This is a genomic window from Streptomyces cirratus, assembly GCF_014650775.1.
GTDB classification, from domain to species: domain Bacteria; phylum Actinomycetota; class Actinomycetes; order Streptomycetales; family Streptomycetaceae; genus Streptomyces; species Streptomyces cirratus.
The window spans coordinates 57087-82388 of the sequence record NZ_BMVP01000017.1 but is presented as its reverse complement, the minus strand read 5'-3'; the positions used below and the strand labels follow the sequence as shown (position 1 = coordinate 82388).

Genomic DNA, 25302 nt, shown 5'->3' with positions numbered 1-25302 from the left:
CCTGTGGAGGGACCTCCTTGCAAGCAGAACAAAGCGTTCCCGAGCTGGTGAAAGGCACGGAGAATGCGACGGAGTCGGACACTCCGGAAATTCCCGCGGCACATTCCGGAACACCGGTCACCGCAGCGGCACCCGAGCCGGGGCCGCGCCGCCGGGGCCGCACCGCACTCCTGATCGCCGCCGGCCTCGTCCTCGGTGCCGTCGCCGGCACGGTCACGGGCTACGCCGTGCAGTACGACCGCGAGCCCACCCCGCTCCCGCCGCTGGCACAGCAGTCGATCGACACCCCGCCCCCCGTCGCCCCGAACGCCGGGACCACCCGGCGCTCGATCAACGCGAACCGCTGGACCAAGGCGGAGGAGGACATCGACAAGATGCTGGTCGACGCCCCGTCCGGCGCCGACGTCGCCTTCTCGGGAGCGCAGAGCACGGACGAATACGCGGCCGACTACTACGACAAGCCGTCCGCCGGCATCGGCGCCCTGATCAGGGACCGGGTACGGCGCAACGCCTCCAACCAGTGGAAGGAAGGCCGGGGGACGTACGTCGAGATCCGGCTGAGCCAGTACCGGGACCGTACGGGCGCGGCGAGCTTCCAGCGCGGCATGGGCTACATGTCGAAGGCCGACATGGCGGGCAACAACGGCAAGGACCTGCCGGGCGTCCCGAAGGACTTCGGCCACATGTGGATCTACTCGAAGCCGGGGCACGCCCGTGTCGTCGCCCGGCGCGGGGACATCGTGATGGACATCATCTACACGAACGCCGACGGCAGGGTCGACGAGGGCGCCCTCCTCGACCTGGCCAAGCGGCAGTGGGAGCGACTGTGAACGAGGAACAGGGCGCCGCCCCCGCCGCACCCGACGCAGAGGTCGACGTGGCGCCCGCGCCGTCCGGCCGGCGCACGGGCCGCCGCAGGACCGTGGCGCTCGTCGCGGGCGGGCTGGCCGTCGCCGTCCTCGCGGGCGGGGGCTCGTGGGCCTCCGGCCGGGTGGACGAGGCCGACCGGACCGCCCCGACCCGCTACTGGCTGCCGGACCCGCATCCCTCGCGTTCGGCGCCGTCGATTCCCGAGGTGCCCCCGAACGACCTGACGGCCAAGCTGCTGCCGGTCGACTCGTTCCGCCTCCGGCTGGGCCCGGACGTCGACTCGTCGGAGGGCAACGACTTCTACGTCTCCGGCGACCGCGCCCTGCAGACGTTGAAGGACTCCTGGACGGGCCTGTCCGCCGTGCAGCGCGCCGAGCGGGACAAGGCGCTCGCCGGCCTCAAGCTCAAGGGCGTGGCGGGCCGCAGTTACCAGCGGGTCCAGGAGGAGGACGTCATCGAGGTGCAGCTGACGCAGGCCGACCCCAAGGCCGTGTCCGGGATCGCCGAAGACTCCGAGAAGTTCTTGAAGCTGATCTCCGACGACCGTGAAACCCCGAAGGTCGAAGGGTTCCCCGGCGCCGCCTGCGGGCTGCGCCGGGAGGGGTTCGCGGAGCACAAGGAGGGCGACAAGGTCGACACCATCCAGTGCGTCGCGAGCGAAGGGGACCTGTTCGTGACCTTCCGGATGTACGGGTCCGGCCTGCTGCCCGTGGCCACCGCCGTCGAACTCTTCCAGAAGCAGCTGAACCACCTGAGGTCCCCCGGGGAGTCCGTGTGAGCGAGCAGAAGACCGCCGAGGCCCCGAGCAAGGACCGCCGCGGGCTGCGGGCCGCCGTGCGCTGGGGCGCCGCCCTCCTCGCCTTCGCCGTCGCCGGCACGGGGACCGCGTACGGGTTGACGCGCCTCGACCGCACCGACGTCCCCGGGCTCTCCACCCTCGGCGACGGCCGCTGGGACTACCCGGTGCTGGCCAAGCCCACCCTCCCGGCCGGCGCCCCCCTTCCGGCGGCCCCGGACAACGAAGACGGCCGGCACTACGCCCCGCTGCGCAGTCTCCTGCTGCCCGCCCCGGCCGGCTCCAGGCCCGACACCACCGTCAAGGCGGACAAGGACGGGGCCGTGTCCGTCGACGCCTTCCTGGAGGAGTACACCCCCAGGGACCGGGATACGCTGAGGCCCGTCCTGGAGTACGAGGGCCTGATCCAGATCGTCGTCCGTGCCTGGACGATGCCGGACGGTACGCGCTCGCGCGTCTACCTGCTGCGCTTCGCCTCCTCCGCGGCCGTCGGCACCTTCACCGGGTGCTCCGTCAACTCCTCCCTGAAGGACGCCGAGACCCTCGTACCGGACCTGGAGTGGGGCAAGGGCGAACGCGATGAGGAGACGGTCGCCCCTCGCAACGTCAACATCAGCGCGTACGAGGAGGGCAGGCCGTACGCCGGGGAACAGACGCGGCTGGGCTGCCTCCAGGCGGGTGACGTCCAGAGCGTGATCGTCCAGTCCCGCAAGGGCGCGTCACCGCTGATGCCCCTGCACCAGGCACTGGTCCTGCAGAGCCAGCTGCTGGGCTGAGGGCGGGTACGGCCTACCTCACAGAGTGCGCCGGTCTCCGGGCCAGTAGGCTTGGGGACCGGCCCGTACACCGCACCGAATCCTCCGAGGAGCACCCCGTGCTTGAGGCAGTCTTCACTTCCCTGCTGATCCTGGTCTGCGTCGGCGTCCTCGCCTTCACCGGCCTGGCCGTGAAGAAGCTGTACCAGGGTCAGCGCTGAGCATCCGCCGCGCCGACCGCCCCGGAACCCCTCACACAGATCGTCTGAGCAGCCACCCATGATCCAGATCCCGTCCGACCTGAACCCGGGCCTCGTGCCCCTCGCCTTCCTCCTCGGTACCTGGGAGGGCGCGGGCGTCTTCGACTTCCCCGGTGAGGAGAAGTGCAACTTCGGCCAGGAAGTCGTCTTCAGCCACGACGGCCGGGACTTCCTGGAGTACACCTCCCACAGCTGGGTCCTCGACGCCGACGGCAACAAGGTGCGGCCGCTGGAGTCCGAGTCCGGCTACTGGCGCATCGACAAGGACCGCAAGGTCGAGATCGTCATGGTCCGCGACCAGGGCGTCGTCGAGGTCTGGTACGGCGAGCTCGCCGACCAGAAGCCGCAGATCGACCTGGTGACGGACGCCGTCGCGCGCACCGCGGCCTCCGGCCCCTACAGCGGCGGCAAGCGGCTCTACGGCTACGTCAAGAGCGACCTGATGTGGGTCGGCGAGAAGGCCACGCCGGAGATCGAGCTGCGCCCGTACATGTCGGCCCAGCTCAAGAAGGTCGTCACGCCCGAGGAGGTCGCCGAGATGGCGCGCAACCTCCCGGACATGCCGGACGACGGCATCGCGTTCTTCCGCTGAGCCGACGTCCACAGCCTGTGCGGAAGGGGACCGCGGGACCGCCCGCAGGTCCCCTTCGCGCGCTTACACTGGCCGGGTGGTGAGCACCGAGAGCACCGAAGGCACCGACTGGAAGACCGACCTGCGGCGGCGCGGCTACCGGCTGACGCCGCAGCGCCAGCTCGTGCTGGAAGCGGTCGACGCCCTGGAGCACGCCACCCCGGACGAGATCCTCGCCCAGGTGCGCAAGACGGCCTCCGGGGTCAACATCTCCACCGTCTACCGGACGCTGGAGCTGCTCGAAGAGCTGGGTCTGGTCTCGCACGCCCACCTCGGTCACGGCGCCCCCACCTACCACCTCGCGGACCGGCACCACCACATCCACCTGGTCTGCCGCGACTGCACCGAGGTGATCGAGGCCGATGTGGACATCGCCTCCGAGTTCACCGCGAAGCTCCGTACCGCCTTCGGGTTCGAGACCGACATGAAGCACTTCGCGATCTTCGGGCTGTGTGCCGGCTGCGCCGCCGAACACCGCTCCGGCTCCGCCTGAGGCTCCGTCCGGCAGGGCCGTACGCTTGGAGCCATGACCAGCAGCCCCTTGCTCCATCTCCCCGGCGCCGTACCGGCCGAAGGCCGCGACGAGGGCGTCGCCGCCCACTACGGAGAGCTGTACGGCGAACAGCGTGCCCTCGCGGACGGCCGGGGTTTCGTCGACCTCTCCCACCGCGGAGTCGTCACCGTCACCGGACCCGACCGGCTGAGCTGGCTGCACCTGCTGCTCACCCAGCACGTCACCGACCTGCCGCCGGGCCAGGCCACCGAGGCGCTGATCCTCTCGGCCAACGGGCACATCGAGCACGCGCTGTACCTCGTGGACGACGGGGAGACGGTCTGGGCGCACGTCGAGCCCGGCACGCAGGAGGCGCTGATCGCCTACCTGGAGTCGATGAAGTTCTTCTACCGCGTCGAGGTGGCGGACCGCACCGCCGACTTCGCGGTGGTGCACCTTCCGGCCGGTTCCATCGCCGAGGTCGCCAAGGAACTCGCCGTCCGCGAGACCCCCTACGGCCGCGACGTGTTCGTCCCGCGCGGGGACCTGGAGGCCTTCGCCGCGTCCCACGGCCCCGCCGCGGGTCTGCTGGCGTACGAGGCGCTGCGCGTGGAGGCGCACCGACCGCGGCTCGGGCAGGAGACCGACCACCGTACGATCCCGCACGAGCTGGGGTGGATCGGCACCGCCGTGCACCTCCAGAAGGGGTGCTACCGGGGTCAGGAGACGGTGGCCCGCGTCCACAACCTGGGCAAGCCCCCGCGCCGCCTGGTCTTCCTGCACCTGGACGGCTCCGAGGTGCTGCTCCCGGCGCACGGGACGCCCGTACGGCTCGCCGCGGACGGGGAGGAGGGCCGGCAGCTCGGCTTCGTGACCACCGCCGTGCGCCACCACGAGCTGGGGCCGATCGCGCTGGCGCTGGTCAAGCGGAACGTTCCCGTGGACGCGCCGCTGCTGGTCGGCACGACGGCCGCCGCGCAGGAGGTCGTGGTCGCGCCCTGACGGCCGAGGTGCCGCGGGCGGCCGGGCCGCCGCGGGCGGCCGGGCTGCCGTCGGCGGCGGCGGTGACTCAGACGTCGACGACGATGGTGAACGGGCCGTGGTTGGTGAGCGAGACGCGCATGTCCGCCCCGAACCGGCCCGTCTCCACCGTCGCGCCCAGCGCCCGCAGCTGCGCCACCACCTCGTCGACCAGGGGCTCGGCCACCGGGCCGGGCGCCGCCGCGTTCCAGGTGGGGCGCCGGCCCTTGCGGGCGTCCCCGTAGAGCGTGAACTGGGAGATCACCAGCAGCGGCGCGTTCACGTCGCTGCAGGACTTCTCCGCCTCCAGGATCCGCACCGACCACAGCTTGCGGGCCAGCAGCGCAGCCTTCTCCGGCGTGTCGTCGTGGGTGACCCCCACCAGGACGCAGAGCCCCTCGCCGACGATCTCCCCGACGGTCTCGCCGGCCACCACGACGCTCGCGCCGTCCACCCTCTGCACCACTGCTCTCATACCACCTGTGTACCAGGCGTGCACCCGTCCGGGGCCGATCGGGTGGCGTGGGACTGCGTCGGCACCACGGTCAGTGGCACGATGCAAGAAGGCGGTGCCCCCAGCACCGGTCGAGGGGACGGACACGAACGCATGAACACCTCAACCTCTGGTACCTCCGTACCTGTAACCGCGTCAGCCACGTCAGTCACGTCAGTCACGTCAGCCGCGTCATCGGCGGGCCGGCCGCCCGCCCAGCGCAACGGCGACGGCCCGGGAACGACCATCCCGGCCACCGCGCTCGGGCTGCCGGAGCTGCGCGCCCTGCGCCGCGACGCGCAGCGCGACGAGGCCGACCTGAGCTACGTACGCAGACTCCTGCACGGCCGCATCGACATCCTGCGCGCCGAGCTGGCGCGGCGTACGGACCCCGAGGCACCGGTGGTGGACCGGCTCTCGGAGATCCTCGCGGACGCCCCGTCCAGCCGCAGCGCCTCCGCCCGGCACGTCACGCTCGGCACCCCGCAGAGCGAGGAGTCCCGGCTGCTGGCGGCCGAGATGCTGTCGGACGTGGAACTGTCGGACCTGGGCGCCCGGACGGACGCCGAACTGCACGAGGCGATGGCCCGGCTGATCCGCTACGAGCAGCAGGTCTCGCGGCGCAGGCAGCAGTTGCAGCGCATGGCGGACGACTCCAGCGCGGAGATCACCCGGCGCTACCGGGAGGGCGAGGCGCAGGTGGACGACCTGCTGGCGTAGCGGCGGGCCGCGCGCCCGCGCGGAAAACCAGGCGACCCGGCCGGGGCTCACGGTTAGCGTGGGCGGCTATGAGCGCTGACGTCCGGCCGATAGCCGAAGCAGAGATCCGCGAGTGGATCCAGACCGTGAACACCGGCTTCCTGACCGCGGCCCGGGTCACCGACTCGGATGTCGACCTGCGGGCCAAGAACGGCGAACTCGCCCGCACCCAGGGCGCGTTCGATACCGCCACCGGGCGTTGCGTGGCGACGTTCCGCTCCTTCGCCCAGCGGCTGACGGTGCCCGGCGGGGCGGCCGTGCCCTCCAGCGCGGTCACGAACGTCACCGTGCTGCCCACGCACCGCCGCCAGGGCCTGCTCACCCGGATGATGGCCGCCGACCTGGCGGCCGCCCGGGACCGCGGCGACGTCGTGTCGACCCTGATCGCGGCGGAGTTCCCGATCTACGGGCGCTACGGGTTCGGGCCGGGGTCCCACACCGCGGAGTGGGAGATCGACGTACCGCGCACGGGCCTCGACCGGCACCGGCCCGTGCCCGCCGACGGCGGCCGGATCGACCTCGTGGACGCCGCCGAGGCGCGGCGGGTGGGGCCCGCGCTGCACGAGCGGCGGCGCGCGATGACGCACGGCACGGTCGACCGGAGCGCGTACCGGTGGGACCTGGTCACCGGCCTCCAGGAGGTGTCGGCCCAGCCCTACCGGGAGAAGTTCTTCGCCGTGTACCGCGACGCGGACGGCGAGGTGGCCGGGCTGGCCGCCTACCGCGCCGACGACCACTGGTCGGACGCGAAGATCCCGCAGAACACCGTCGAGGTGACGGACCTGATCGCGGTGACCCCGGCCGCGGAGCGCGCCCTGTGGCACTACCTGTGCTCCATCGACTGGGTGCAGAAGGTGCGCACCGGCTACCGCGCCCCCGACGACCTGCTCCCGCGGTTCCTGCCGGACCCGCGCGCCGCCCGTCTCGTGACCTGCGCCGACTTCCTGTGGGTGCGGCTGCTGGACGTGGTGCGGGCGCTGGGCGCGCGGACGTACGCCGTGCCGGGGGTCCTGGTCCTGGAGGTGAGCGACGCGGCGGGACTGGCCGGCGGTCGCTACCGGCTGGACGCGGGCACGGGGGAGTGCACCCGTACGCGGGAGCCGGCCGATCTGCGGCTCGACGTAGGCTCGCTCGGGTCGCTGTACCTCGGTGACGAGTCGGCGGTCCGGCTGGCGGCGCTCGGCCTGGTCGCGGAGGAGCGGCCGGGGGCGGTGGCGCTGGCGGACGCGGTGTTCCGCACGGCGCGCCGGCCGTGGTGCCCGGACGTCTTCTGACGGCCCTGGGAGTGCGTGGCGGGTAGCCGGCCGGGACGGGAGCGAGGACTGAGGAACGTGGCGGCACTGGTGGAGGCCCTGCGCGCGGCAGGCTGCGTGTTCGCGGAGGAGGAGGCGGAGCTGCTGACGGCGGCCGCCCGGGACGAGGGGCACCTGGCGGAGCTGCTGGCGCGGCGGGTGGCCGGCGAACCACTGGAAGTGGTGGTGGGCTGGGCGGAGTTCTGCGGACTGCGCATGGAGGTGGGCGAGGGGGTCTTCGTGCCGCGCCGGCGCAGCGAGTTCCTTGCGCAGCAGGCGGTGGCGCAGGCCGGTCCGGGCGCGGTCGTCGTGGACCTGTGCTGCGGGGTGGGGGCGCTGGGGGCGGCGGTGGCCTCGCGGGTCCCGGGCGTCGAGCTGCACGCGGCGGACATCGACGCGGGGGCGCTGGTGTACGCGCGGCGCAACGTGGCTCCGTACGGTGGCCGGGTCCACGAGGGCGACCTGTACGCGGCGCTGCCCGGCTCGCTGCGGGGGCGGGTGGACGTGCTCGTGGTCAACGCCCCGTACGTGCCGACCGGGGAGATCGCCTTCCTCCCGGCGGAGGCCCGCGACCACGAGCCCCCGGTGTCGCTGGACGGCGGCCCGGACGGCGTGGCCGTCCACCGCCGGGTGGGGGCGGAGGCCGCCCGGTGGCTGGCGCCGGGCGGCCACCTGCTGATCGAGACGAGCGCCCGCCAGTCCCCGCTGACGGCGTCGGCCCTGACGTCGGGCGGCCTCGCGGTGCGCGCGGTCACCTCGGACGAGTTCGGCACCACGGTCCTGATCGGCAGCGTCTGAGCGCCTCCTCGGGGGCAGCGGGCGTCAGGCGGCGGGCGCCTGGTTGATCCGCACGAGGTTGCCGGAGGGGTCGCGGAAGGCGCAGTCGCGCGGGCCCCACGGCTGGTCGATGGGTTCCTGGAGCACCTCGGCGCCGGACGCGCGCACCTTCTCGAACGTCGAGTCGAGGTCGTCGGTGCGGAAGACGACCATCGGCAGGACGCCCTTGGTGAGCAGCTCCTGGAGGGCGTCGCCGTCGGCCTGGGAACGGCCCGCGTGCGGCTCTGAGATGACGATTTCGAGGCCGGGCTGGGCCGGGCTGCCGAGGGTGACCCAGCGGTGGTCACCCGAGGCGACGTCGTTGCGGACTTCGAGGCCGAGGGCGTCGCGGTAGAAGCCGAGCGCCTCGTCCACGTCGTTGACGGTGATGTGGCAGTACTGGAGTGAGATGTTCATGGCGCCAACGCTAGGCGGCGGCCGTGGCGCGCGCTTCTCGGATCCTGCTCGCGTTCGGGGGCCCGGGGTTCAGCGGTCCGGCGTTCAGCGGTCCGGCGTTCAGCGGCTCGGGCGGGTGTACACCTTGGCCACGCAGGCGGGCATCGCCGTCACCGCGGGGTGCTCCCGGTTGCGGTACGCGCTGGGGGTCTCGCCCACGATCTCGGTGAAGCGCGAGCTGAACGAGCCGAGGGAGGTACAGCCGACGGTCATGCACGCGTCGGTCACGCTCACACCGCCGCGCAGCAGCGCCATGGCCCGCTCGATCCGGCGGGTCATGAGGTAGCTGTAGGGGGTCTCGCCGTAGACGGCCCGGAACCGCCTGGAGAAGTGCGCCGGCGACATCAGCGCGTGCTGCGCCATGGTGGGCACGTCGAGCGGCCGCGCGTACTCCCGGTCGATCAGGTCCCGCGCCCGGCGCAGATGCGCGAGGTTGGCGAGTTCCTGCGGATCCATGCCCCGACGGTACCACCGGCCCCTCGCCGGCCGCCGGGGTCACGGTCCGGGCCCAGGCCCTCGCGCAGGCGTCTCAGAACCGGCGGGCCGACTCCTGCGCGTGGGCCATGCGGCGCAGGCTGAGCAATACCGGTTCGTAGAGCACCGTGAGGGCGACGGCCGCCTCGATCTGGCCGGCCGGGGTCGGCTGCTCCTCGACCATGTCCAGGTCGGTGACCGCCAGTTGGGCTGCCAGACGCCCGTACGGGAGCAGTTGCTCGGTGTCGCAGGGGTAGCCGAGCCGGACCAGCGCGGCGACCGAGTCGATGAGCCGCCGGTGGGCGGGGCCGAGCACGTCCGGGCCGGGCCCGCAGGACCAGCCCAGCCGCTCCAGCAGCGCTCCCACCGAGCGGCGCGCGGTCTCCACCGCCGGGTCATCCTCGGCGAGGGCCCCGGCGCTGGGCAGCGCCCGGGTCGCCGCGCCCAGCCGCAGGTGGTGGTCCAGCGACTCGTCCTCCGCGGCGGCGATCACCTCGCGTGCGGAGGCGACCGGAACCCCGCCGATCTGGATCAGCGCCCGCACCAGGCGCAGTCGCCGCAGGTGGTCCTCCCCGTACTCGGCCTGGGTGGCGGAGACGCGGCGCCCGGGCTGGAGCAGCCCTTCGCGGAGGTAGTACTTGATCGTGGCGGTGGACACACCGCTGCGCTCGCTCAGCTCCGCCAGCCGCATGCTCTTGCACCCTTCATCGGACAGTGTCACTATCCAAGCATGGGTAGCGCCGCTATCCAAGACGGGACGGGGAATCTGATGGCTATTGCACCGGTATCCGGGCGGGTCACGGCCGCCGCGGAGGGCGACGTGGTCGTCTTCCTCATCGGGATGCGGATCAACCGCCTGCGGGCCGTCCGCCACTGGCTGCCGGTCCTGACCGCGATGCCGCGCATGCTCAAGGAGCTCTCGCGCGACGGCGGCAGCGGCCTGCTGGGCCTGCGGAGACTGGCCGGCGGACCCCGCGTGTTCGGCGTGGTGCAGTACTGGGAGTCGCGCGAGAAGCTGCTCGCCTACGCCTCGGACCAAGGCGGCGAACACCGCCCCGCGTGGAGTGCGTTCAACCGCCGCGCGAGGGCCGGCCGGGGTGCCGTGGGGATCTGGCACGAGACGTACGTCGTCCCGGCCGGGTCGTACGAGTCGGTCTACGTCGACATGCCCGCGGCCGGTCTCGGCGCGGCCTGGGGAGTCGAGCCCGTGGGCCGGCGCGGGGAGCGGGCGGCGCAGCGGCTGGCGGGCGGGGCCGGCTGAGTGGGAGCTATTGCAAGCGGCTGCTTGCAATAGTTAGCGCAGTGCGGCAGCATGGGGGCATGGCATCGCTCAACGTCGGAAATCTCGGCGAGTACCTCCGTGAGCAACGGCGGCAGGCCCAGCTTTCGCTGCGGCAGCTGGCCGACGCCGCGGGGGTGTCGAATCCGTACCTGAGCCAGATCGAGCGCGGGCTGCGCAAGCCGAGCGCGGACATCCTCCAGCAGCTGGCCAAGGCGCTGCGGATCTCCGCGGAGACGCTGTACGTGCAGGCCGGGATCCTGGACGAGCGGGACCGCGACGAGGTGGAGACGCGGGCCGTCATCCTCGCCGACCCGTCCATAAACGAGCGGCAGAAGCAGGTGCTGCTCCAGATCTACGAGTCGTTCCGCAAGGAGAACGCTCAAGAGGCCGATCCGGCCGGTGCCGACGACGAGAAGCCCCACACGAACTGACTGTGATCCGGGAGGACCAGCACATGGCCATCGCCGATGACCTGAAGAAGACCCTCACCGACCCGACCCCCCTCTACTTCGCCGCCGGCACCGCCGACCTCGCCGTGCAGCAGGCGAAGAAGGTCCCCGGGCTGATCGAGCAGCTGCGCGCCGAGGCCCCCGCGCGCATCGAGGCGGTGCGCAACACCGACGCGAAGATCGTGCAGGACAAGGCCAGGGAGGCGCAGGAGGCCGTCGCCGCCAAGGTCGCCGAGGTCTTCGGCGCGATCGACCCGAAGAAGCTGGGCGAGACCGCCCAGGACCTGGCGCTGCGCGGCGTCGGCGTGGCCGCCGAGTACGCCGTGCGGGCGAAGGAGACCTACGACAAGGTCGCCGAGCACGGTGAGCAGGCCGTACGGGCCTGGCGCGGCGAAGTCTCCGAGGAGATCGTCGACATCGCCGCCGCGGTGGAGCCGGACGTCCCGGCCCAGTCCGGGCCCGAGGCCTCGTCGGCGTCCTCCTCCTCGGCGGGCTTCTCCGCCGACGAGGAGAAGACGGCCGGGAAGAAGCCCGCAGCCCGCAAGACGCCGGCGAAGAAGCCCGCCACCGCGCCCGCCGACGAGAGCTGATCGCGGGACCGGGTGAGGTGATGACGGACCGGGCACCTGGAAGGTGTCCGGTCCGTTGTCGTGGGTGAAGGCGGCTCTGCCAGTAGCGTGGAGGCAGGCGGTATCGGCGGTATCAGGCGGCGTACGCGGGAAGAGGCGGTCGGGCGATGTTGATGAACGGTTTCGACAACGGGGTGCTCCCCCTGCTCGGCTACGCCATGCTGGCGCTCGCCGTCGCCGCCTTCGTACTCGCGCTGATCGCGCGCGAGGACGCGTACCGGGCCGCGGACAAGCAGACCAAGACCTTCTGGCTGGTCATCCTCGGCGCCACGGTCCTCGTGGACTTCTTCCTCGGGATGCTGTTCCTGCAGATCGCCGGCCTGGTGGCCACCATCGTCTTCTTCGTCGACGTCCGGCCGGCCCTCAAGCAGGTCTCGGGCGACGGCCGGCGCCGGGGCGGCAGCAGCAGCGACGGGCCGTACGGACCGTACAACGGCGGGCGGTAGCGACCGGCAGCGGCCGGGTCAGCCTTCGGCGCGCGAGAGCAGCACCACGGCGACGTCGTCGGTGAGCTCGCCGCCGTTGAGCCGGCGGGCCTCGGTGACGGAGGCCTCCAGCAGGCCTTCGCCGCTCAGGCCGGCGTCGAGGTGGCGATTGATCATCTCGACCATGCCGTCCTGGCCGAGGCGCTCCCTGCCCTCGCCGACGCGGCCTTCGATCAGGCCGTCCGTGTAGAGCATCAGGCTCCACGAGCCGCCCAGCTCGACCTGGCGCCGGGGCCAGCGGGCCTTGGGCAGCAGGCCGAGCGCGGGGCCGCTGCTCTCGTACGGCAGGAGCCGTGCCGAGCCGCCCGCCCGGACGATGAGCGGGGCGGGGTGGCCGGCCAGGCACAGACCGGCGTGGCGGCCGTCGGGCGAGATGTCCACCGTGCACAGCGTCGCGAAGATCTCGTCGCAGGGCCGCTCCACCTCCAGCACCTGCTGGAGGGTGGCCAGCAGGTCGTCCCCGCACAGGCCGGCGAGGGTCAGGGCGCGCCAGGCGATGCGCAGCTCGACGCCGAGGGCGGCTTCGTCGGGGCCGTGTCCGCAGACATCGCCGATCATGGCGTGGACGGTGCCGTCGGGGGTGCGGACGGTGTCGTAGAAGTCCCCGCCGAGCAGGGCGCGGCTGCGGCCGGGGCGGTAGCGGGCCGCGAAGCGGAGGTCGGAGCCGTCCAGGAGCGGGTTGGGCAGCAGCCCGCGTTCGAGGCGGGCGTTCTCCTGGGCGCGCAGTTTCGATTCTGCGAGCTTGTACTGGGCGACGTCGGCGCGCTTGCGTTCCACGGCGTAGCGGATGGCGCGGCTGAGGAGGCGGCCGTCGAGTTCGTCGCGGAAGAGGAAGTCCTGGGCCCCCACGCGGACGGCCTCGGCGGCGCGTTCGGCGTCCGCCTCGGCGGTGAGGACGAGGACGGCGTGGCGCGGGGCGATGCGCAGGACCTCGCGGAGGGTGGCGAGCGGGTCGTCGGCGGCGCCGCCGGGGTGGGGGAGGGAGAGGTCGAGCAGGACGCACTGCACGTCCGGGGTGAGGAGCCGGGCCGCCTCGGTGAGGTTGCGGGCGGTGCGGAGCCGGATGCGGTGGCCGTCGGCGTGGAGTATCTCCGGGACGGTGAGGTCGCCGGCGGGGTCGTCCTCGATGACCAGCAGGGTCAGGGAGGGGGCGGCCGGCAGGGCTGCCTGGCCGACCTGGGTGGTGACAAGGGTGTCCCGCTGCCGCGGTACGGGTGCGGGCATCGTCTCCGGTTCCTTCGCTCCCCCCGAGGGTGCGCTCATGCGGTCGACCCTAGCTGGCCGGTGCGGGCGGGGGAACGGCGGCGCGGGACAGAGCCCGCGTCATATGCCGTTATCGCGGGGAAAGCCCGGACGCGAAATGACGAACGTCACCACCACCCCGCCCCCACCGTCCCGCCCACCGAGACACCGGCCCCGCCGGCGCGGCGGCCGCCGGGACATCGGCCATACCGGGGCGGGGGTCGCCGGGTGGGGTGATCCGCCGGGGGCGGCGGCCCCGCCGGGGTTACGCGTCCGGGCGGACTACCGCCTTGATCGGCATGGAGCCCGCGCCCGCGAGGGTGACGGTGCGGCCCGGGCGGGGGGCGTGGATGATCGCGCCGTCACCGACGTAGATGGCGACGTGACTGGCGTCGTCGAAGTAGATGATCAGATCGCCCGGGCGCATGTCCTTGACCGGCACCTTCGGCAGCAGCCGCAGCTGTTCCTGCGAGGTCCGCGGGATGCCCCGGCCCGCCGCCAGCCAGGCTTGCGAGGTCAGGCCGGAGCAGTCGTACGAGAGCGGCCCCACCGCGCCCCACACGTACGGCTTCCCCACCTGGGCGGTGGCGAACTGGATCGCCTTCTTGCCCGCCTCGGACGCCGTGCCGTTGATCTCCTTCAACACGCCCGACGACAGCCAGGCCGTCTGCGCCTGGCGCTGCGCGTCCTGTTCCAGCTGGAGCAGCCGGGCCTTCTCCTCGGCCTGCAGCTTGCTCTCAAGCTCCTGCGCCGCCTTGATCTTCTCCTCGATCTGCTTCTTCGAGGTCTCCTGCTTGACCCGGTTCGCCTCCAGCTTCTGCCACAGCTCGCTCGCGTCCTTCGCGTACCGCTGGAGGTCGTTCTGGGTGCGGTTCAGCTCGGCGAGCAGGTCCGCGGTGGCCTTCTCGCCCTGCCGCAGCCGGTCCGCGCCGTCCAGGTACTGGCTCGGGCTGCCGCTCAACGCCAGCCGCGCGCCCGGCGGAAGGCCTCCCGAGCGGTACTGGGCCCGGGCGGCGGCGCCCGCGCGGTCCTTCAGCGAGGTGATCCGCTCCCGGCCGGCCGCTATCAGCTTGGCGAGCTCCACGACCCGTTCGGACTGCGCCTTGGTCTCGCTCTCCGCCTGGTTGTACGCGTCGGTGGCCGTCCCGGCCTGCCGGTACAGGTCCTCTATCTCCTTGTGGACCTGCTCCAGGGACTTGGTCTGCGGCTCCGGCGCCACGGGCGCACCCGGCGCACCCGGAGCGACCGGCGCCGCGTACGCGGTCGACGGAAGTCCGAGGGCCGGCGCGGCCGCCAGTACCGCCATCGCGCACAGCAGAGTGAGAGCGGACGCGCCGCGCCGCCGCGCTCGCTTCACGGTCCCCATGGTTCCCCCCATGCCCCTGCAGTCAGAAGGGACATCACCCGACATCACATCTGACTATTCATCAGTAACTTGTTGCTGCTTTCGGGATGGTGCCACGAGTCGGTGAATTCCGACACCCTCTGTGGATAACCCCCTTACCGCCGGATACGCGGCGTTCACCCCGTCGGGCGCAACGCCTCCCAGCGCACGGTCAGTTCCCCCTGTCGCCACCGCGCCGGCCCGTCCGCCAGCGGCCAGTCGACGGCCAGCGCCCGCGCCGTCCGGATCCAGCGCTGCCGCGCCCCGTACGAGGCGTACGGGGCCGCCGCCGCCCACGCCCGGTCGAAGTCGCGCAGGAACGCGTGCACCGGCTCACCCGGCACGTTCCGGTGGATCAGCGCCTTCGGCAGCCGCTCCGCCAGGTCCGAGGGGCGCTCCAGGTTGCCCAGCCGGGTCGCGAAGGTCACCGTGCGCGCCCCCTCCGGACCGAGTGCGACCCACACGTGCCGCCGCCCGATTTCGTCGCACGTCCCCTCGACGAGCAGCCCGCCCGGGGCCAGCCGTGCGCACAGCCGCCGCCACACCGCCTCGACCTGCTCCTCGTCGTACTGGCGCAGGACGTTCGCCGCGCGGATCAGCATCGGCGCCGCCCCGCCGTCCAGCGGGACCTCGAAGCCGCCGTGCCGGAAGCTGAGCCCGTCCCGTTCGTACGGCTTCGCCCCCGCCACCCGGGCCGGCTCGATCTCGATGCCGACCACCCGCACCCCGGGCGCCGCCTCCCGCAGCCGGGTCAGCAGCTCGACCGCCGTCCAGGGTGCCGCCCCGTAGCCGAGGTCCACCGCCACCGGGGCCTCCGCGCGCCGCAGGGCGGCCCCGTGCGTGGCCGCGATCCAGCGGTCCATGCGGCGCAGGCGGTTCGGGTTCGTGGTCCCGCGCGTGACCGTGCCCACGGGGCGTCTGGGGGGCGGTGGGGTGCTGCGGGAAGCCATGCGCCGAGCGTATGCGGGCAGGCGGGGGAGCGGAAAACCCGCCGGGCGCCCCCGCCCCGCCGAGACGAGCGGCCCCGACGAGCGACCCCGAGACGAGCGTCCCCGGGACGGAACGTCCCGAAAAGGCGTCCCCGAAGAGATTGGGGAGAGGGAAATCCGTCCACCCCGGAATGCGGGACGCGCCCGTCCGGGTTGCACTCCTTGCAGGGCGCCCTCCGCGCTCCGCGAGTCATGCCCTGCGCCTGCTCCGGCGCGCCGTCCGAGCGAGAGGAACTGCTCCCTTGAGCCAGTACGTGTCCCGCCTCGGCGGCAGCATCAGCGGCCGCATCGCCGCCGCCCGCTCGACCCGGCACGAGCCGCCCCGCCTGCGCCTGCCGGCCGTGGGCCACTCCCGCAAGCCCCGCCGCGTCGCCATGCTCAGCGTGCACACCTCGCCCCTGCACCAGCCCGGCACGGGTGACGCCGGCGGCATGAACGTGTACATCGTCGAGCTCGCCAAGCGCCTGGCCGCGATCAACATCGAGGTCGAGATCTTCACCCGCGCCACCACCGGTGGCCTGCCGCCCCGGGTCGAGCTGGCCCCGGGGGTCCTCGTGCGGCACGTGGACGCGGGTCCGTACGAAGGCCTGGCCAAGGAGGAGCTGCCGGCCCAGCTGTGCGCATTCACCCACGGCGTGATGCAGGCCTGGGCCGGGCACCGCCCCGGCTACTACGACCTCGTCCACTCCCACTACTGGCTCTCCGGGCACGTCGGCTGGCTCGCCGCCGAACGCTGGGGCGTGCCGCTCGTGCACGCCATGCACACCATGGCCAAGGTCAAGAACGCGGCGCTCGCCGAGGGCGACACCCCCGAGCCCGCCGCCCGCGTCATCGGCGAGACCCAGATCGTCAGGGCCGCCGACCGGCTCATCGCCAACACCGCCGAGGAGGCCGACGAGCTCGTGCGGCACTACGAGGCCGACCCCGGCAAGGTCGCCGTCGTCCACCCCGGCGTCAACCTCGACCGCTTCACGGTCGGCGACGGCCGGGCCGCCGCCCGCGCCCGCCTCGGGCTCCCGCAGGACGCCGTGATCCCCCTCTTCGCGGGCCGGATCCAGCCGCTCAAGGCCCCCGACATCCTGCTGCGGGCGGTCGCGGAGCTGGTCGACCGCGATCCGTCGCTGCGCGCGCGGCTCTTCGTGCCCGTCGTCGGAGGCCCCAGCGGCAGCGGCCTCGCCAAGCCCGAGGGGTTGCAGAAGCTCGCCGCGAAACTCGGCATCGCGGACGTCGTCCACTTCCACCCGCCGGTCGCGCAGGACCGGCTCGCCGACTGGTTCCGGGCGGCGTCGGTGCTGGTCATGCCCTCGTACAACGAATCCTTCGGGCTCGTCGCGATCGAAGCGCAGGCGACCGGTACCCCGGTGCTCGCGGCGGAGGTCGGAGGCCTGCCGGTCGCCGTCAACGACGGCGTGACGGGCATCCTCGTACCCGGACACGACCCGGTGGACTACGCGAGGGAGCTGCGCCGCTTCCTGGACGAACCCTCGCTCACGGACCGGATGGGCGCCGAGGCCGCGCGGCACGCGCAGTTCTTCGGCTGGGACACGGCAGCGAGCGGCACGGCGGACGTGTACACCGCGGCGATGCATGATCATCGCCGTCGCGTACGCTCCCACCATGGCTGACGCTGACACCGCCGCGATCGTCGAGAGCACCCTGTCCGACGCCGGACTGGACTGGGAGAGCCCGTCACCGGGCTCGTACGTCGTCCAGCTGCCCGGCACGCGCAAGCTGAGCACCACCTGCTCGCTGCGGGTCGGCAAGCACTCCCTGTCGGTCAACGCCTTCGTCATCCGCCACCCCGACGAGAACGAGGCGGGCGTCCACCGCTGGCTGCTGGAGCGCAACCTCAAGCTGTACGGGATGGCGTACGCGGTCGACGGCCTCGGTGACGTCTACCTGACGGCGCGGCTCCCGCTGAGCGTGGTCACCCCCGCCGACCTGGACCGCCTGCTCGGCACGGTCCTGGAGGCGGCGGACGGGGCGTTCAACACGCTGCTGGAGCTGGGCTTCGCGAGCGCGATCCGGCGCGAGTACGAGTGGCGCGTCTCGCGCGGCGAGTCCACCCGCAACCTGGACGCCTTCCGGCACCTGACGCGGCCCGCCTGACGCGCCCGGCCCGGCCCCAGCCGCGACGGTTCAGACGACGGCCGGGTCCGGCGCAGCAGGGGCGGCGGCGGGGGGAGCCGGGACCACGGCACCCGGGACCACGGCACCCGGCACCACGGCACCCGGGCCCTCGTCCGTCGGCCGGGCCGGCGGGACGGGGGCCGGGGAACCCTCGGGGAGCCTGCGCATCAGCAGCCAGTACCCCAGCCCGGCCACCGTCCCCAGCACCCCGGTCGCCCCCCACAGCCACCCGGCCCCCAGGTGGTCGATCACGTAACCGGCCATCAGCGGCGCCACCAGCGAGGCCACCGCCCAGGACAGCGTGTACATCCCCTGGTAGCGCCCCCGCCCGTGCACCGGCGACAGCCGCGCCACGAGCCCCATCTGCGTCGGCGAGTTCACGATCTCCGCCAGCGTCCACACGCACACCGTGGCCGCGTACGCCCACAGCGACCCGGCGAAGGCCGTCATCGCGAACCCGTACCCGGCGAGCAGCGCCGAGACCACCAGCAGCCGCTGCGGGTCCCGGTGCTCGATGAACCGCGTGACCGGGATCTGGAGCAGCACGATCAGCAGCCCGTTCGCCGCGATGACCAGCCCGTAGTCCCCGGCCGAGAATCCGGCCGCGCCCATGGCCACCGGCAGCCCCACCGACCCCTGCGTGAAGATCAGCGAGATCAGGAACGACAGCCCGACGACCCCCATGAACCGCCCGTCGCGCAGCACCGTCCCGAGCCCGATCGCCGGACCCTCGTCCCCGCCCGCGGCCGCGTCCCTCACCGGCCGGGACTCGGGGAGCTTCACGAACACCAGCACCGCGCACAGCAGGGTCAGCGTCGCCTCGCCCAGGAACCCGGCCAGGTAGCTGTACTCCGCCACCAGCCCGGCCGCCATCGCGCTGACGCCGAAGCCGAGGTTGATGGCCCAGTAGTTCAGCGCGAAGGCACGTACCCGGTCCTCGGGACGGACGATGTCCGCCATCATCGCCGTGACCGCCGGGCGCGAGGCGTTCGAGGTCATGCCGACGAGCAGCGCGACCGCCGCGATCGCCGCCGGGTGCTCCATGAACCCGAGCAGCGCCACCGAGAACGCGGTCGACAGCTGGGCCCCGAGCAGCGTCGGCCGGCGCCCCAGCCGGTCCGTCAGCACGCCCGCGACCAGCGAGGACAGCACGCCGCCGAGTCCGTGCAGGGCGAGCACGAGACCGGCGAACGAGGCCGAGTAGCCCCGGTCGATGGTCAGGTACAGGGTCATGAACGTGGCCACGAAGGCACCGAGCCGGTTGACGAGCGTGCTCGTCCACAGCCACCAGAAGGCGCGCGGCAGCCCTGACACGCTCTCCCGTGCCCCCCGTGTCAAACGGCCCACCGACATGCGGTTCCCCCCAGGAAGTAAGTGCCTCTCCAGCGCTCCGCACCCTACGAGCGCACGCCGTCGAGCCGCCACCCAATTGACGCCGAGCGTCAATCCGGCGGGGATCAAGTCAGGTGTGGGAGGACCCCGAGGCGGCCGTGGACACCGCGCGCAGGCGCCCCGGGCCGTCCATTAGGCTCGTACGCATGGCCGACGCACCGTACAAGCTGATCCTCCTCCGCCACGGCGAGAGCGAGTGGAACGCGAAGAACCTGTTCACCGGCTGGGTGGACGTCAACCTCAACGAGAAGGGCGAGAAGGAGGCGGTCCGCGGCGGTGAGCTGCTCAAGGACGCCGGCCTGCTCCCCGATGTCGTGCACACCTCGCTCCAGAAGCGCGCGATCCGCACCGCGCAGCTGGCGCTGGAGGCCGCCGACCGCCACTGGATCCCGGTCCACCGCTCCTGGCGCCTGAACGAGCGCCACTACGGTGCGCTCCAGGGCAAGGACAAGGCCCAGACGCTCGCCGAGTTCGGCGAGGAGCAGTTCATGCTGTGGCGCCGCTCGTACGACACCCCGCCGCCGCCCCTCGAGGACGGCACGGAGTTCTCGCAGTCCGACGACCCGCGCTACGCGACGATCCCGCCGGAGCTGCGCCCGCGCACGGAGTGCCTCAAGGACGTCGTCGTGCGGATGCTCCCGTACTGGTACGACGCCATCGTCCCGGACCTGCTGACCGGCCGCACCGTCCTGGTCGCCGCCCACGGCAACTCGCTGCGCGCCCTGGTCAAGCACCTGGACGGCATCTCCGACGCCGACATCGCGGGCCTCAACATCCCGACCGGCATCCCGCTCTCCTACGAGCTGGACGCCGACTTCAAGCCCCTCACCCCGGGCGGCACCTACCTCGACCCGACCGCCGCCGCGGCCGCCATCGAGGCCGTCAAGAACCAGGGCAAGAAGTAACCCCACGCACGGAACGGCCCCCCGGCCGCGGAGGGATCCGCGGCCGGGGGGCCTTCGTGTGGGACGGGGCGGGTCAGCCGCCGCACTGGCAGGGCGCGCCGGCCTGGCAGCCGCAGCCGCAGCCCGAGCCGCAGCCGCAGGCTGCCAGCAGTGGCAGGCGCAGCGGCTCCCGCGACGGCGGTGGCTGCGGCCGCTCGTGCTCCGGGGTGACGGGGACGGGGGAATCGGGCATGGATCCTCCTCGCAGGCGGTGCGCGGGCGGTGTGCCTTCGTCCCCATTCACGCCTAGTGACTCCGGCGCGTCAACGGCGCATTGGAGCTCGACGCGCGCGCCCGTGCCGACGCGCGCGACGTGCCGGCGGGTTCGACGTGACCGCCGTGCCGCCGTGCCCGTCGTGCCGGCGGGTTCGACGTGACCGCCGTGCCCGTCGTGCTCAGACGCCCTCGACCTGGGTCGGCGGCTGGAGCTCGTCAGCGTGCTCGCCCGTCACCAGGTAGACGACCCGCTTCGCGACCGACACCGCGTGGTCCGCGAAGCGCTCGTAGTAGCGGCCCAGCAGCGTCACGTCGACCGCCGTCTCGATGCCGTGCTTCCAGCGGTCGTCCATCAGGTGCTGGAACAGCGTGCGGTGCAGCTGGTCCATCTCGTCGTCGTCCTGCTCCAGCTGGAGCGCCAGGTCGACGTCCTTCGTGATGATGACCTCGGCGGCCTTCGCCATCAGCCGCTGCGCCAGCTGCCCCATCTCCAGGATGGTGGCGTGCAGGTCCCGCGGCACCGCCGTGTCCGGGAAGCGCAGCCGCGCCAGCTTCGCCACGTGCTGCGCCAGGTCGCCGGAGCGCTCCAGGTCGGCGCTCATGCGCAGCGAGGTCACGACGATGCGCAGGTCGGTCGCGACCGGCTGCTGCCGGGCGAGCAGCGCGATGGCGCGGGCTTCCAGGTCGTGCTGGAGGTCGTCGACCTTCTGGTCGGCGGCGATGACGCTCTCCGCCAGCTTGAGGTCGGCGTCGAGCATGGACGTCGTGGCCCGCCCGATCGCGGAACCGACGAGCCGGGCCATCTCGACCAGGCTTTCTCCGATCGAGTCCAGTTCCTCGTGGTACGCGTCGCGCATTGTGTCCCTCTCTTGCCTGCTCGCTTACTGCTACTGCTTACCGCTCGTCACCGCTCGCTCATCAGGAGCTGTCAGGAGCCGTGAGACGCTCCGGCGGCCGCGTGGCCGTCCGGCCCCACGTTGACACGGTGGGCCGCGAACGCGTCCGACTCCGGCACCACAAGTGAATCAGCACGGTCGTCAGGGTGAACTCTGGGCGACGAGTGTTCGAGCTGCCACCCGAACGGCTGTGGAAGTGTCGTCACGCCTGCTTAACCTGGATGCATGGACGTGAACGCGGCGGTCGCCGCAGCTGCAGCGATCGCCGGGCTGTGCACCGGTGTGATCGCGATGCTGGCGTTCCGCTGGAGCGAGCGCGACCAAGCCCGCCCCACTAGGAGCTCCATGCGCCCCGACATCAACGCGGTGCTCCCGCCCGGAGTGGACACCGTCCTCTCCGTGCTCCGCTCCTCCGCCGTCGTGCTCGACGAGGGGGACGCGGTCGTCAAGGCCAGCTCGGCGGCTTACGCCCTCGGCCTGGTCCGCGGCGGCAAGCTCGCCGTGGAGCCGATGCTCCACATGGCGCGCGACACCCGCCGGGACGGGGAGATACGCCAGATCGAGCTCGACCTGCCCCGCCGCGGCACCGGCCGCGGCGAGGCCCTCGCCGTCTCCGCCCGCGTCGCACCGCTCGGCTCCCGCCTGGTGCTGCTGCTGGTCGAGGACCTGACGGAGGCCCGCCGGATCGAGGCGGTCCGCCGCGACTTCGTCGCGAACGTCTCGCACGAGCTGAAAACCCCGGTCGGGGCGATCTCCCTGCTCTCCGAGGCCGTCATGGACGCCAGCGACGACCCCGAGGCGGTCAGCCGCTTCGCCGGCCGCATGCAGATCGAGGCCACCCGCCTGATCAACCTCGTACAGGAACTCATCGACCTCTCCCGGGTACAGAACGACGACCCGCTGGAGGACGCCGAGCCGGTCCGCGTGGACACCCTGGTGGCCGAGGCCATCGACCGCTGCCGACACACCGCGACCTCCAAGCAGATCCACATGGCCGCCGGAGGCACCGCCGACCTGCGCGTCTGGGGCAACCGCGGCCAGCTCGCGGCGGCCCTCGGCAACCTCGTGGAGAACGCCGTCAACTACAGCCCGGCCCGCACCCGCGTGGGCATCGCCGCGCGCCGGGTGGCCGCGCCGGGAGGGGACCTGATCGAGATAGCCGTGACCGACCAGGGCATCGGCATCCCGGAAAAGGACCGCGAGCGCATCTTCGAGCGCTTCTACCGCGTCGACCCCGCCCGCTCCCGTGCCACGGGAGGAACCGGGCTGGGCCTCGCCATCGTGAAGCACGTAGCGGCTTCGCACGGCGGGGAGGTGTCGGTCTGGAGCTCCGAGGGACAGGGCTCCACCTTCACCCTGCGCCTTCCCGAAGCGGCCGCGCCCGCCCCCTCCGCCACCCCGGCCGTCCCCGCCCGACCCCTGCTCGACTCAGAAACAGCCATCCCTGCCCCGGAGGTCCTTCCGTGACCCGAGTGCTCGTCGTCGAGGATGAGGAATCCTTCAGCGACGCCCTGTCCTACATGCTCCGCAAGGAGGGCTTCGAGGTCGCGATCGCCGCGACCGGCCCCGACGGGCTTGACGAGTTCGAGCGCAACGGCGCCGACCTCGTCCTCCTCGACCTGATGCTCCCCGGCCTGCCCGGCACGGAGGTCTGCCGGCAGCTGCGCGGCCGCTCCAACGTCCCGGTGATCATGGTGACCGCCAAGGACAGCGAGATCGACAAGGTCGTCGGCCTGGAGATAGGAGCCGACGACTACGTCACCAAGCCCTTCTCCTCGCGGGAGCTGGTCGCCCGCATCCGCGCGGTCCTGCGCCGCCGCGGCGAGCCGGAGGAGGTCACCCCGGCGGCCCTGGAGGCCGGGCCCGTACGGATGGACGTCGACCGGCACGTGGTCACCGTCGCCGGGGGGAAGGTGGACCTCCCGCTCAAGGAGTTCGACCTGCTGGAGATGCTCCTGCGCAACGCGGGCCGGGTCCTGACCCGTATGCAGCTGATCGACCGGGTCTGGGGCGCCGACTACGTCGGTGACACCAAGACCCTCGACGTCCACGTCAAGCGCCTGCGCGCCAAGATCGAGCCGGACCCGGGCGCGCCGCGCTACCTGGTCACCGTCCGCGGCCTGGGCTACAAGTTCGAGCCGTAAGCCGCAGCCGTGGGCGTCGCACACACGCCGAAGGCCCCCGTCCGCAGCGGACGGGGGCCTTCGGCGTGTGTCTGCCTACGGGGCTCAGTGCCCGGCGGCGTGCGAAGCCGAACCGGAGGGGGCGCCGGACGGCGTGCCCGACGCGGCGCCGGACGGGCTGCCCGACGGCGCGCCCGAGGGGCTCCCGGACGGGCTGCCCGAGGGGCTCGCGCCGGCCGCGCCGGGGGCGGGGGCCGGGGCCTCGGTCGGGCCGAAGGCGGCGTACATGCCGGCGCCGGGGACGACGTACGCGTCGAGCTTCACGTCGCCCGTGCTGCTCAGCTGGAAGACGACCTGCTGCACGTTGCCGTCCTGGACCGCCTCGCGGCCGCCCTCGACCACGGCGGAGGCGTTGCCCTTGCCGCCCAGCACCACGGAGCCGCCGGCCGGGACGGTGATCTTGCCGGAGCCCTCGGCCGGCTTGAGCGTCACCTTGGTCTTGCCACCCGCGAGGGTGATGCCGTCAAGGGTCTGCGGGGTGTCGCCGGAGTTGAAGACGGTCGCCGAGACGGCGGCCGGGCCCTTCTTCTCCTTCGAGCTCGGGGTGATCACCAGTGCGTTCTGGATCTTGATGTTGCCCTTGGTGACGGCGGCGTTGTCCGGCTTGATCTCCAGAGTCTGCGCGTCGTTGCCCGCAGCGCATGCGGAGAGCGAAGCGATCGAGAACACGATGGCGGTAGCGGCGAGAGCGCCGCGTCGAAGGCTGCGGCTCACGGCGGCGGCAACTCCTTGGACGTACGGACGGAAGGTGGACGACCCCAGCTCGCGCTGGGGGAGGTGCCCCGTCGGACGGCTGAGGTAAAGCCGCCCTAAGGGTGTGTCAGCGCGCTTAGGTTACCGAGCCGCCGCCCCGCCCCCGCACCCGACCCTCCGCAGTGCCCGACCTGCCCCGTGCGGGTCTGCGCGATCACCAATTCCCCATATCGCGCGGAGATCACCGGTGCGCGGTTCGCGGACCCTCGGCCTGCCGCCCGTTGATCAATTTCCGGATTCCCCGAGGGCTGCTCCGGTGATCAATTCGCGGATTGGGCCGGAACCGCTCCGTACGGGTGCCCGCCAGTCGAACGGAGTAGTTCGGTTTCCAGCCTTCGAACCCGGCAAAACGGGACGTACATCACATCGAACGGCCCGTCCCTCAGGTGTACCGTGGTCGTTTCGTCCGGTCCGCACAGCGCCTCCGACCTGCGAATACCCCCTTCCGGAAGCCCTCCGCAGCACGTACGTGTCGCTGTTGTCAAGCCCCGAGATGTGCCCTGACCTGCGAAAACGCCATTCATAACGGTCAGTTCTCGTGTTACCCTGGATAGCCACGGAAGGGGTACCTGTCACATGACGTTCAAGGTTGGCGACACCGTGGTCTATCCCCATCACGGGGCCGCGCTGATCGAGGCCATTGAGACTCGTCAGATCAAAGGCGTGGACAAGACCTACTTGGTGCTCAAGGTCGCCCAGGGCGACCTGACGGTTCGTGTGCCTGCGGACAATGCGGAGTTCGTCGGTGTTCGCGACGTAGTCGGCCAGGACGGGCTGGACCGGGTCTTCGAGGTGCTCCGCGCACCGTATGCAGAAGAACCGACGAACTGGTCCCGGCGCTACAAGGCAAATCTGGAGAAGCTCGCTTCTGGCGACGTCATCAAGGTCGCAGAAGTGGTGCGCGACCTGTGGCGCCGTGAGCGTGAGCGCGGGCTTTCCGCGGGCGAGAAGCGCATGCTCGCGAAGGCGCGCCAGATCCTGGTGAGCGAGCTCGCGCTCGCCGAAAACACCAACGAGGACAAGGCCGAGGCCCTCCTCGACGAGGTCCTCGCGTCCTGACGCGAGAACCCGTACGCGACGAGCCGGACGGATCCAGCTCCACGGATCCCGTCGTACAGGCCCTTCGCAGACAGTTGTGCCGCGGTGCCCGATGACAAGGAAACTTGTTGCCGGGCGCTGCGGCATGTCTGTACCCGTATGCCCCTACCCCTGC

30 protein-coding genes are annotated in these 25302 nt (G+C 72.2%); 19 read left to right on the top strand and 11 right to left on the bottom strand.

The window, feature by feature from the left end; all coding sequences use genetic code 11:
* The first annotated feature begins 17 nt into the window (after positions 1-17).
* The 6 genes from IE207_RS28720 (at position 18) to ygfZ (ending at position 4807) form a co-directional block, all read left to right on the top strand.
* Positions 18-830, top strand: a complete 813-nt coding sequence (locus IE207_RS28720) for a hypothetical protein (protein WP_190187229.1) — start codon at positions 18-20, stop codon at positions 828-830.
* Entirely contained in the window at positions 827-1648 is an 822-nt protein-coding gene (locus tag IE207_RS28715) for a hypothetical protein (protein ID WP_190187228.1), read from the top strand. Before IE207_RS28720 ends, IE207_RS28715 begins: the two co-directional genes overlap by 4 nt.
* A complete protein-coding gene (locus IE207_RS28710) occupies positions 1645-2442 on the top strand; it encodes a hypothetical protein (RefSeq protein ID WP_190187227.1) in 798 nt (265 codons plus the stop codon). Before IE207_RS28715 ends, IE207_RS28710 begins: the two co-directional genes overlap by 4 nt.
* Before the next feature lie 258 nt (positions 2443-2700).
* Positions 2701-3273, top strand: a complete 573-nt coding sequence (locus IE207_RS28705) for a heme-binding beta-barrel domain-containing protein (RefSeq protein WP_190187226.1) — start codon at positions 2701-2703, stop codon at positions 3271-3273.
* 76 nt (positions 3274-3349) lie between these two features.
* Positions 3350-3805 carry a Fur family transcriptional regulator gene (locus tag IE207_RS28700; RefSeq protein WP_190187225.1) on the top strand — a complete coding sequence of 152 codons (456 nt, stop codon included), beginning with the start codon at positions 3350-3352 and terminating at the stop codon, positions 3803-3805.
* 33 nt (positions 3806-3838) lie between these two features.
* A complete protein-coding gene (gene ygfZ, locus IE207_RS28695) occupies positions 3839-4807 on the top strand; it encodes a CAF17-like 4Fe-4S cluster assembly/insertion protein YgfZ (RefSeq protein WP_190187224.1) in 969 nt (322 codons plus the stop codon).
* 67 nt (positions 4808-4874) lie between these two features.
* On the opposite strand, the gene dtd is transcribed toward ygfZ, so the two are convergent.
* Complete coding sequence (gene dtd, locus IE207_RS28690) at positions 4875-5300, bottom strand: D-aminoacyl-tRNA deacylase (RefSeq protein WP_190187223.1); 426 nt, start codon at positions 5298-5300, stop codon at positions 4875-4877.
* A gap of 132 nt (positions 5301-5432) precedes the next feature.
* Here dtd and IE207_RS28685 point away from each other — a divergent pair, with 132 nt between their 5' ends.
* The 3 genes from IE207_RS28685 (at position 5433) to IE207_RS28675 (ending at position 8167) form a co-directional block, all read left to right on the top strand.
* On the top strand, positions 5433-6038 hold the full coding sequence (locus IE207_RS28685; protein WP_229874107.1) for an RsiG family protein: 606 nt from the start codon (positions 5433-5435) through the stop codon (positions 6036-6038).
* 68 nt (positions 6039-6106) lie between these two features.
* Positions 6107-7351 carry a GNAT family N-acetyltransferase gene (locus tag IE207_RS28680; protein WP_190187221.1) on the top strand — a complete coding sequence of 415 codons (1245 nt, stop codon included), beginning with the start codon at positions 6107-6109 and terminating at the stop codon, positions 7349-7351.
* A gap of 57 nt (positions 7352-7408) precedes the next feature.
* Positions 7409-8167 (top strand): putative protein N(5)-glutamine methyltransferase, encoded by a 759-nt coding sequence (locus IE207_RS28675; RefSeq protein WP_373304782.1) that lies wholly within the window; start codon positions 7409-7411, stop codon positions 8165-8167.
* A gap of 24 nt (positions 8168-8191) precedes the next feature.
* Here the strand turns inward: IE207_RS28675 and IE207_RS28670 are convergent, their stop codons facing one another.
* From IE207_RS28670 to IE207_RS28660, 3 genes are all read right to left on the bottom strand, one after another.
* Positions 8192-8602 carry a VOC family protein gene (locus IE207_RS28670; RefSeq protein ID WP_190187220.1) on the bottom strand — a complete coding sequence of 137 codons (411 nt, stop codon included), beginning with the start codon at positions 8600-8602 and terminating at the stop codon, positions 8192-8194.
* 99 nt (positions 8603-8701) lie between these two features.
* Positions 8702-9097 (bottom strand): helix-turn-helix transcriptional regulator, encoded by a 396-nt coding sequence (locus IE207_RS28665; protein ID WP_190187219.1) that lies wholly within the window; start codon positions 9095-9097, stop codon positions 8702-8704.
* 73 nt (positions 9098-9170) lie between these two features.
* Complete coding sequence (locus IE207_RS28660; protein ID WP_190187272.1) at positions 9171-9806, bottom strand: MerR family transcriptional regulator; 636 nt, start codon at positions 9804-9806, stop codon at positions 9171-9173.
* 78 nt (positions 9807-9884) lie between these two features.
* Between IE207_RS28660 and IE207_RS28655 the strand changes: the two genes are divergently transcribed.
* The 4 genes from IE207_RS28655 (at position 9885) to IE207_RS28640 (ending at position 11921) form a co-directional block, all read left to right on the top strand.
* Positions 9885-10376: a DUF4188 domain-containing protein gene (locus IE207_RS28655; protein WP_190187218.1), complete on the top strand. Its 492-nt coding sequence runs from the start codon at positions 9885-9887 to the stop codon at positions 10374-10376.
* 59 nt (positions 10377-10435) lie between these two features.
* A complete protein-coding gene (locus IE207_RS28650; protein WP_190187217.1) occupies positions 10436-10828 on the top strand; it encodes a helix-turn-helix domain-containing protein in 393 nt (130 codons plus the stop codon).
* 23 nt (positions 10829-10851) lie between these two features.
* A complete protein-coding gene (locus IE207_RS28645; protein ID WP_190187216.1) occupies positions 10852-11436 on the top strand; it encodes a hypothetical protein in 585 nt (194 codons plus the stop codon).
* A 146-nt stretch (positions 11437-11582) separates the two neighbouring features.
* The gene (locus tag IE207_RS28640) at positions 11583-11921 is read left to right on the top strand and encodes a DUF2516 family protein (protein ID WP_190187215.1); all 339 of its coding nucleotides are present in this window, start codon (positions 11583-11585) and stop codon (positions 11919-11921) included.
* Between the two features lie 18 nt (positions 11922-11939).
* Here the strand turns inward: IE207_RS28640 and IE207_RS28635 are convergent, their stop codons facing one another.
* The 3 genes from IE207_RS28635 to IE207_RS28625 form a co-directional block, all read right to left on the bottom strand.
* A complete protein-coding gene (locus IE207_RS28635) occupies positions 11940-13223 on the bottom strand; it encodes a PP2C family protein-serine/threonine phosphatase (protein WP_190187214.1) in 1284 nt (427 codons plus the stop codon).
* A gap of 244 nt (positions 13224-13467) precedes the next feature.
* Complete coding sequence (locus IE207_RS28630; RefSeq protein WP_190187213.1) at positions 13468-14568, bottom strand: C40 family peptidase; 1101 nt, start codon at positions 14566-14568, stop codon at positions 13468-13470.
* Positions 14569-14723: 155 nt separating this feature from the next.
* Positions 14724-15536 carry a class I SAM-dependent methyltransferase gene (locus tag IE207_RS28625; protein ID WP_190187212.1) on the bottom strand — a complete coding sequence of 271 codons (813 nt, stop codon included), beginning with the start codon at positions 15534-15536 and terminating at the stop codon, positions 14724-14726.
* A 281-nt stretch (positions 15537-15817) separates the two neighbouring features.
* Between IE207_RS28625 and mshA the strand changes: the two genes are divergently transcribed.
* Together mshA and IE207_RS28615 are read left to right on the top strand one after the other, a co-directional pair.
* Positions 15818-17200 (top strand): D-inositol-3-phosphate glycosyltransferase, encoded by a 1383-nt coding sequence (mshA, locus tag IE207_RS28620; RefSeq protein WP_190187211.1) that lies wholly within the window; start codon positions 15818-15820, stop codon positions 17198-17200.
* Positions 17193-17684 carry a type III secretion system chaperone family protein gene (locus IE207_RS28615; protein ID WP_190187210.1) on the top strand — a complete coding sequence of 164 codons (492 nt, stop codon included), beginning with the start codon at positions 17193-17195 and terminating at the stop codon, positions 17682-17684. The genes mshA and IE207_RS28615 overlap by 8 nt, the downstream gene beginning before the upstream one ends.
* 30 nt (positions 17685-17714) lie before the next feature.
* Here IE207_RS28615 and IE207_RS28610 read toward each other — a convergent pair whose 3' ends face one another.
* Positions 17715-19058, bottom strand: a complete 1344-nt coding sequence (locus tag IE207_RS28610) for an MDR family MFS transporter (protein WP_190187209.1) — start codon at positions 19056-19058, stop codon at positions 17715-17717.
* 185 nt (positions 19059-19243) lie between these two features.
* Here IE207_RS28610 and IE207_RS28605 point away from each other — a divergent pair, with 185 nt between their 5' ends.
* Positions 19244-20002 (top strand): phosphoglyceromutase, encoded by a 759-nt coding sequence (locus IE207_RS28605; RefSeq protein ID WP_190187208.1) that lies wholly within the window; start codon positions 19244-19246, stop codon positions 20000-20002.
* Between the two features lie 73 nt (positions 20003-20075).
* Here the strand turns inward: IE207_RS28605 and IE207_RS28600 are convergent, their stop codons facing one another.
* Together IE207_RS28600 and phoU are read right to left on the bottom strand one after the other, a co-directional pair.
* Positions 20076-20234, bottom strand: coding sequence for a hypothetical protein (locus IE207_RS28600; protein ID WP_190187207.1), 159 nt, complete (start codon positions 20232-20234; stop codon positions 20076-20078).
* 202 nt (positions 20235-20436) lie between these two features.
* Entirely contained in the window at positions 20437-21114 is a 678-nt protein-coding gene (gene phoU, locus IE207_RS28595; protein ID WP_190187206.1) for a phosphate signaling complex protein PhoU, read from the bottom strand.
* 264 nt (positions 21115-21378) lie between these two features.
* Here phoU and phoR point away from each other — a divergent pair, with 264 nt between their 5' ends.
* Positions 21379-22620 carry a two-component system sensor histidine kinase PhoR gene (gene phoR / locus IE207_RS28590; protein ID WP_190187205.1) on the top strand — a complete coding sequence of 414 codons (1242 nt, stop codon included), beginning with the start codon at positions 21379-21381 and terminating at the stop codon, positions 22618-22620.
* 5 nt (positions 22621-22625) lie between these two features.
* A complete protein-coding gene (gene phoP / locus IE207_RS28585; protein ID WP_465270294.1) occupies positions 22626-23297 on the top strand; it encodes a two-component system response regulator PhoP in 672 nt (223 codons plus the stop codon).
* A gap of 84 nt (positions 23298-23381) precedes the next feature.
* Here the strand turns inward: phoP and IE207_RS28580 are convergent, their stop codons facing one another.
* Positions 23382-24050 (bottom strand): copper chaperone PCu(A)C domain-containing protein, encoded by a 669-nt coding sequence (locus IE207_RS28580; protein WP_190187204.1) that lies wholly within the window; start codon positions 24048-24050, stop codon positions 23382-23384.
* A gap of 615 nt (positions 24051-24665) precedes the next feature.
* Between IE207_RS28580 and IE207_RS28575 the strand changes: the two genes are divergently transcribed.
* Positions 24666-25148: a CarD family transcriptional regulator gene (locus IE207_RS28575; protein WP_003953493.1), complete on the top strand. Its 483-nt coding sequence runs from the start codon at positions 24666-24668 to the stop codon at positions 25146-25148.
* Positions 25149-25302: the final 154 nt, after the last annotated feature.

Excerpts from the sequence above, each read along its gene's own strand:
- IE207_RS28705 (WP_190187226.1), top strand. The coding sequence starts at position 2,701 with ATGATCCAGATCCCGTCCGACCTGAACCCGGGCCTCGTGCCCCTCGCC.
- ygfZ (WP_190187224.1), top strand. The coding sequence starts at position 3,839 with ATGACCAGCAGCCCCTTGCTCCATCTCCCCGGCGCCGTACCGGCCGAA.
- dtd (WP_190187223.1), bottom strand. The coding sequence starts at position 5,300 with ATGAGAGCAGTGGTGCAGAGGGTGGACGGCGCGAGCGTCGTGGTGGCC.
- IE207_RS28685 (WP_229874107.1), top strand. The coding sequence starts at position 5,433 with ATGAACACCTCAACCTCTGGTACCTCCGTACCTGTAACCGCGTCAGCC.
- IE207_RS28680 (WP_190187221.1), top strand. The coding sequence starts at position 6,107 with ATGAGCGCTGACGTCCGGCCGATAGCCGAAGCAGAGATCCGCGAGTGG.
- IE207_RS28670 (WP_190187220.1), bottom strand. The coding sequence starts at position 8,602 with ATGAACATCTCACTCCAGTACTGCCACATCACCGTCAACGACGTGGAC.
- IE207_RS28665 (WP_190187219.1), bottom strand. The coding sequence starts at position 9,097 with ATGGATCCGCAGGAACTCGCCAACCTCGCGCATCTGCGCCGGGCGCGG.
- IE207_RS28660 (WP_190187272.1), bottom strand. The coding sequence starts at position 9,806 with ATGCGGCTGGCGGAGCTGAGCGAGCGCAGCGGTGTGTCCACCGCCACG.
- IE207_RS28655 (WP_190187218.1), top strand. The coding sequence starts at position 9,885 with ATGGCTATTGCACCGGTATCCGGGCGGGTCACGGCCGCCGCGGAGGGC.
- IE207_RS28650 (WP_190187217.1), top strand. The coding sequence starts at position 10,436 with ATGGCATCGCTCAACGTCGGAAATCTCGGCGAGTACCTCCGTGAGCAA.
- IE207_RS28645 (WP_190187216.1), top strand. The coding sequence starts at position 10,852 with ATGGCCATCGCCGATGACCTGAAGAAGACCCTCACCGACCCGACCCCC.
- IE207_RS28640 (WP_190187215.1), top strand. The coding sequence starts at position 11,583 with ATGTTGATGAACGGTTTCGACAACGGGGTGCTCCCCCTGCTCGGCTAC.
- IE207_RS28635 (WP_190187214.1), bottom strand. The coding sequence starts at position 13,223 with ATGAGCGCACCCTCGGGGGGAGCGAAGGAACCGGAGACGATGCCCGCA.
- IE207_RS28630 (WP_190187213.1), bottom strand. The coding sequence starts at position 14,568 with ATGGGGACCGTGAAGCGAGCGCGGCGGCGCGGCGCGTCCGCTCTCACT.
- IE207_RS28625 (WP_190187212.1), bottom strand. The coding sequence starts at position 15,536 with ATGGCTTCCCGCAGCACCCCACCGCCCCCCAGACGCCCCGTGGGCACG.
- IE207_RS28615 (WP_190187210.1), top strand. The coding sequence starts at position 17,193 with ATGGCTGACGCTGACACCGCCGCGATCGTCGAGAGCACCCTGTCCGAC.
- IE207_RS28610 (WP_190187209.1), bottom strand. The coding sequence starts at position 19,058 with ATGTCGGTGGGCCGTTTGACACGGGGGGCACGGGAGAGCGTGTCAGGG.
- IE207_RS28605 (WP_190187208.1), top strand. The coding sequence starts at position 19,244 with ATGGCCGACGCACCGTACAAGCTGATCCTCCTCCGCCACGGCGAGAGC.
- IE207_RS28600 (WP_190187207.1), bottom strand. The coding sequence starts at position 20,234 with ATGCCCGATTCCCCCGTCCCCGTCACCCCGGAGCACGAGCGGCCGCAG.
- phoU (WP_190187206.1), bottom strand. The coding sequence starts at position 21,114 with ATGCGCGACGCGTACCACGAGGAACTGGACTCGATCGGAGAAAGCCTG.
- phoR (WP_190187205.1), top strand. The coding sequence starts at position 21,379 with ATGGACGTGAACGCGGCGGTCGCCGCAGCTGCAGCGATCGCCGGGCTG.
- IE207_RS28575 (WP_003953493.1), top strand. The coding sequence starts at position 24,666 with ATGACGTTCAAGGTTGGCGACACCGTGGTCTATCCCCATCACGGGGCC.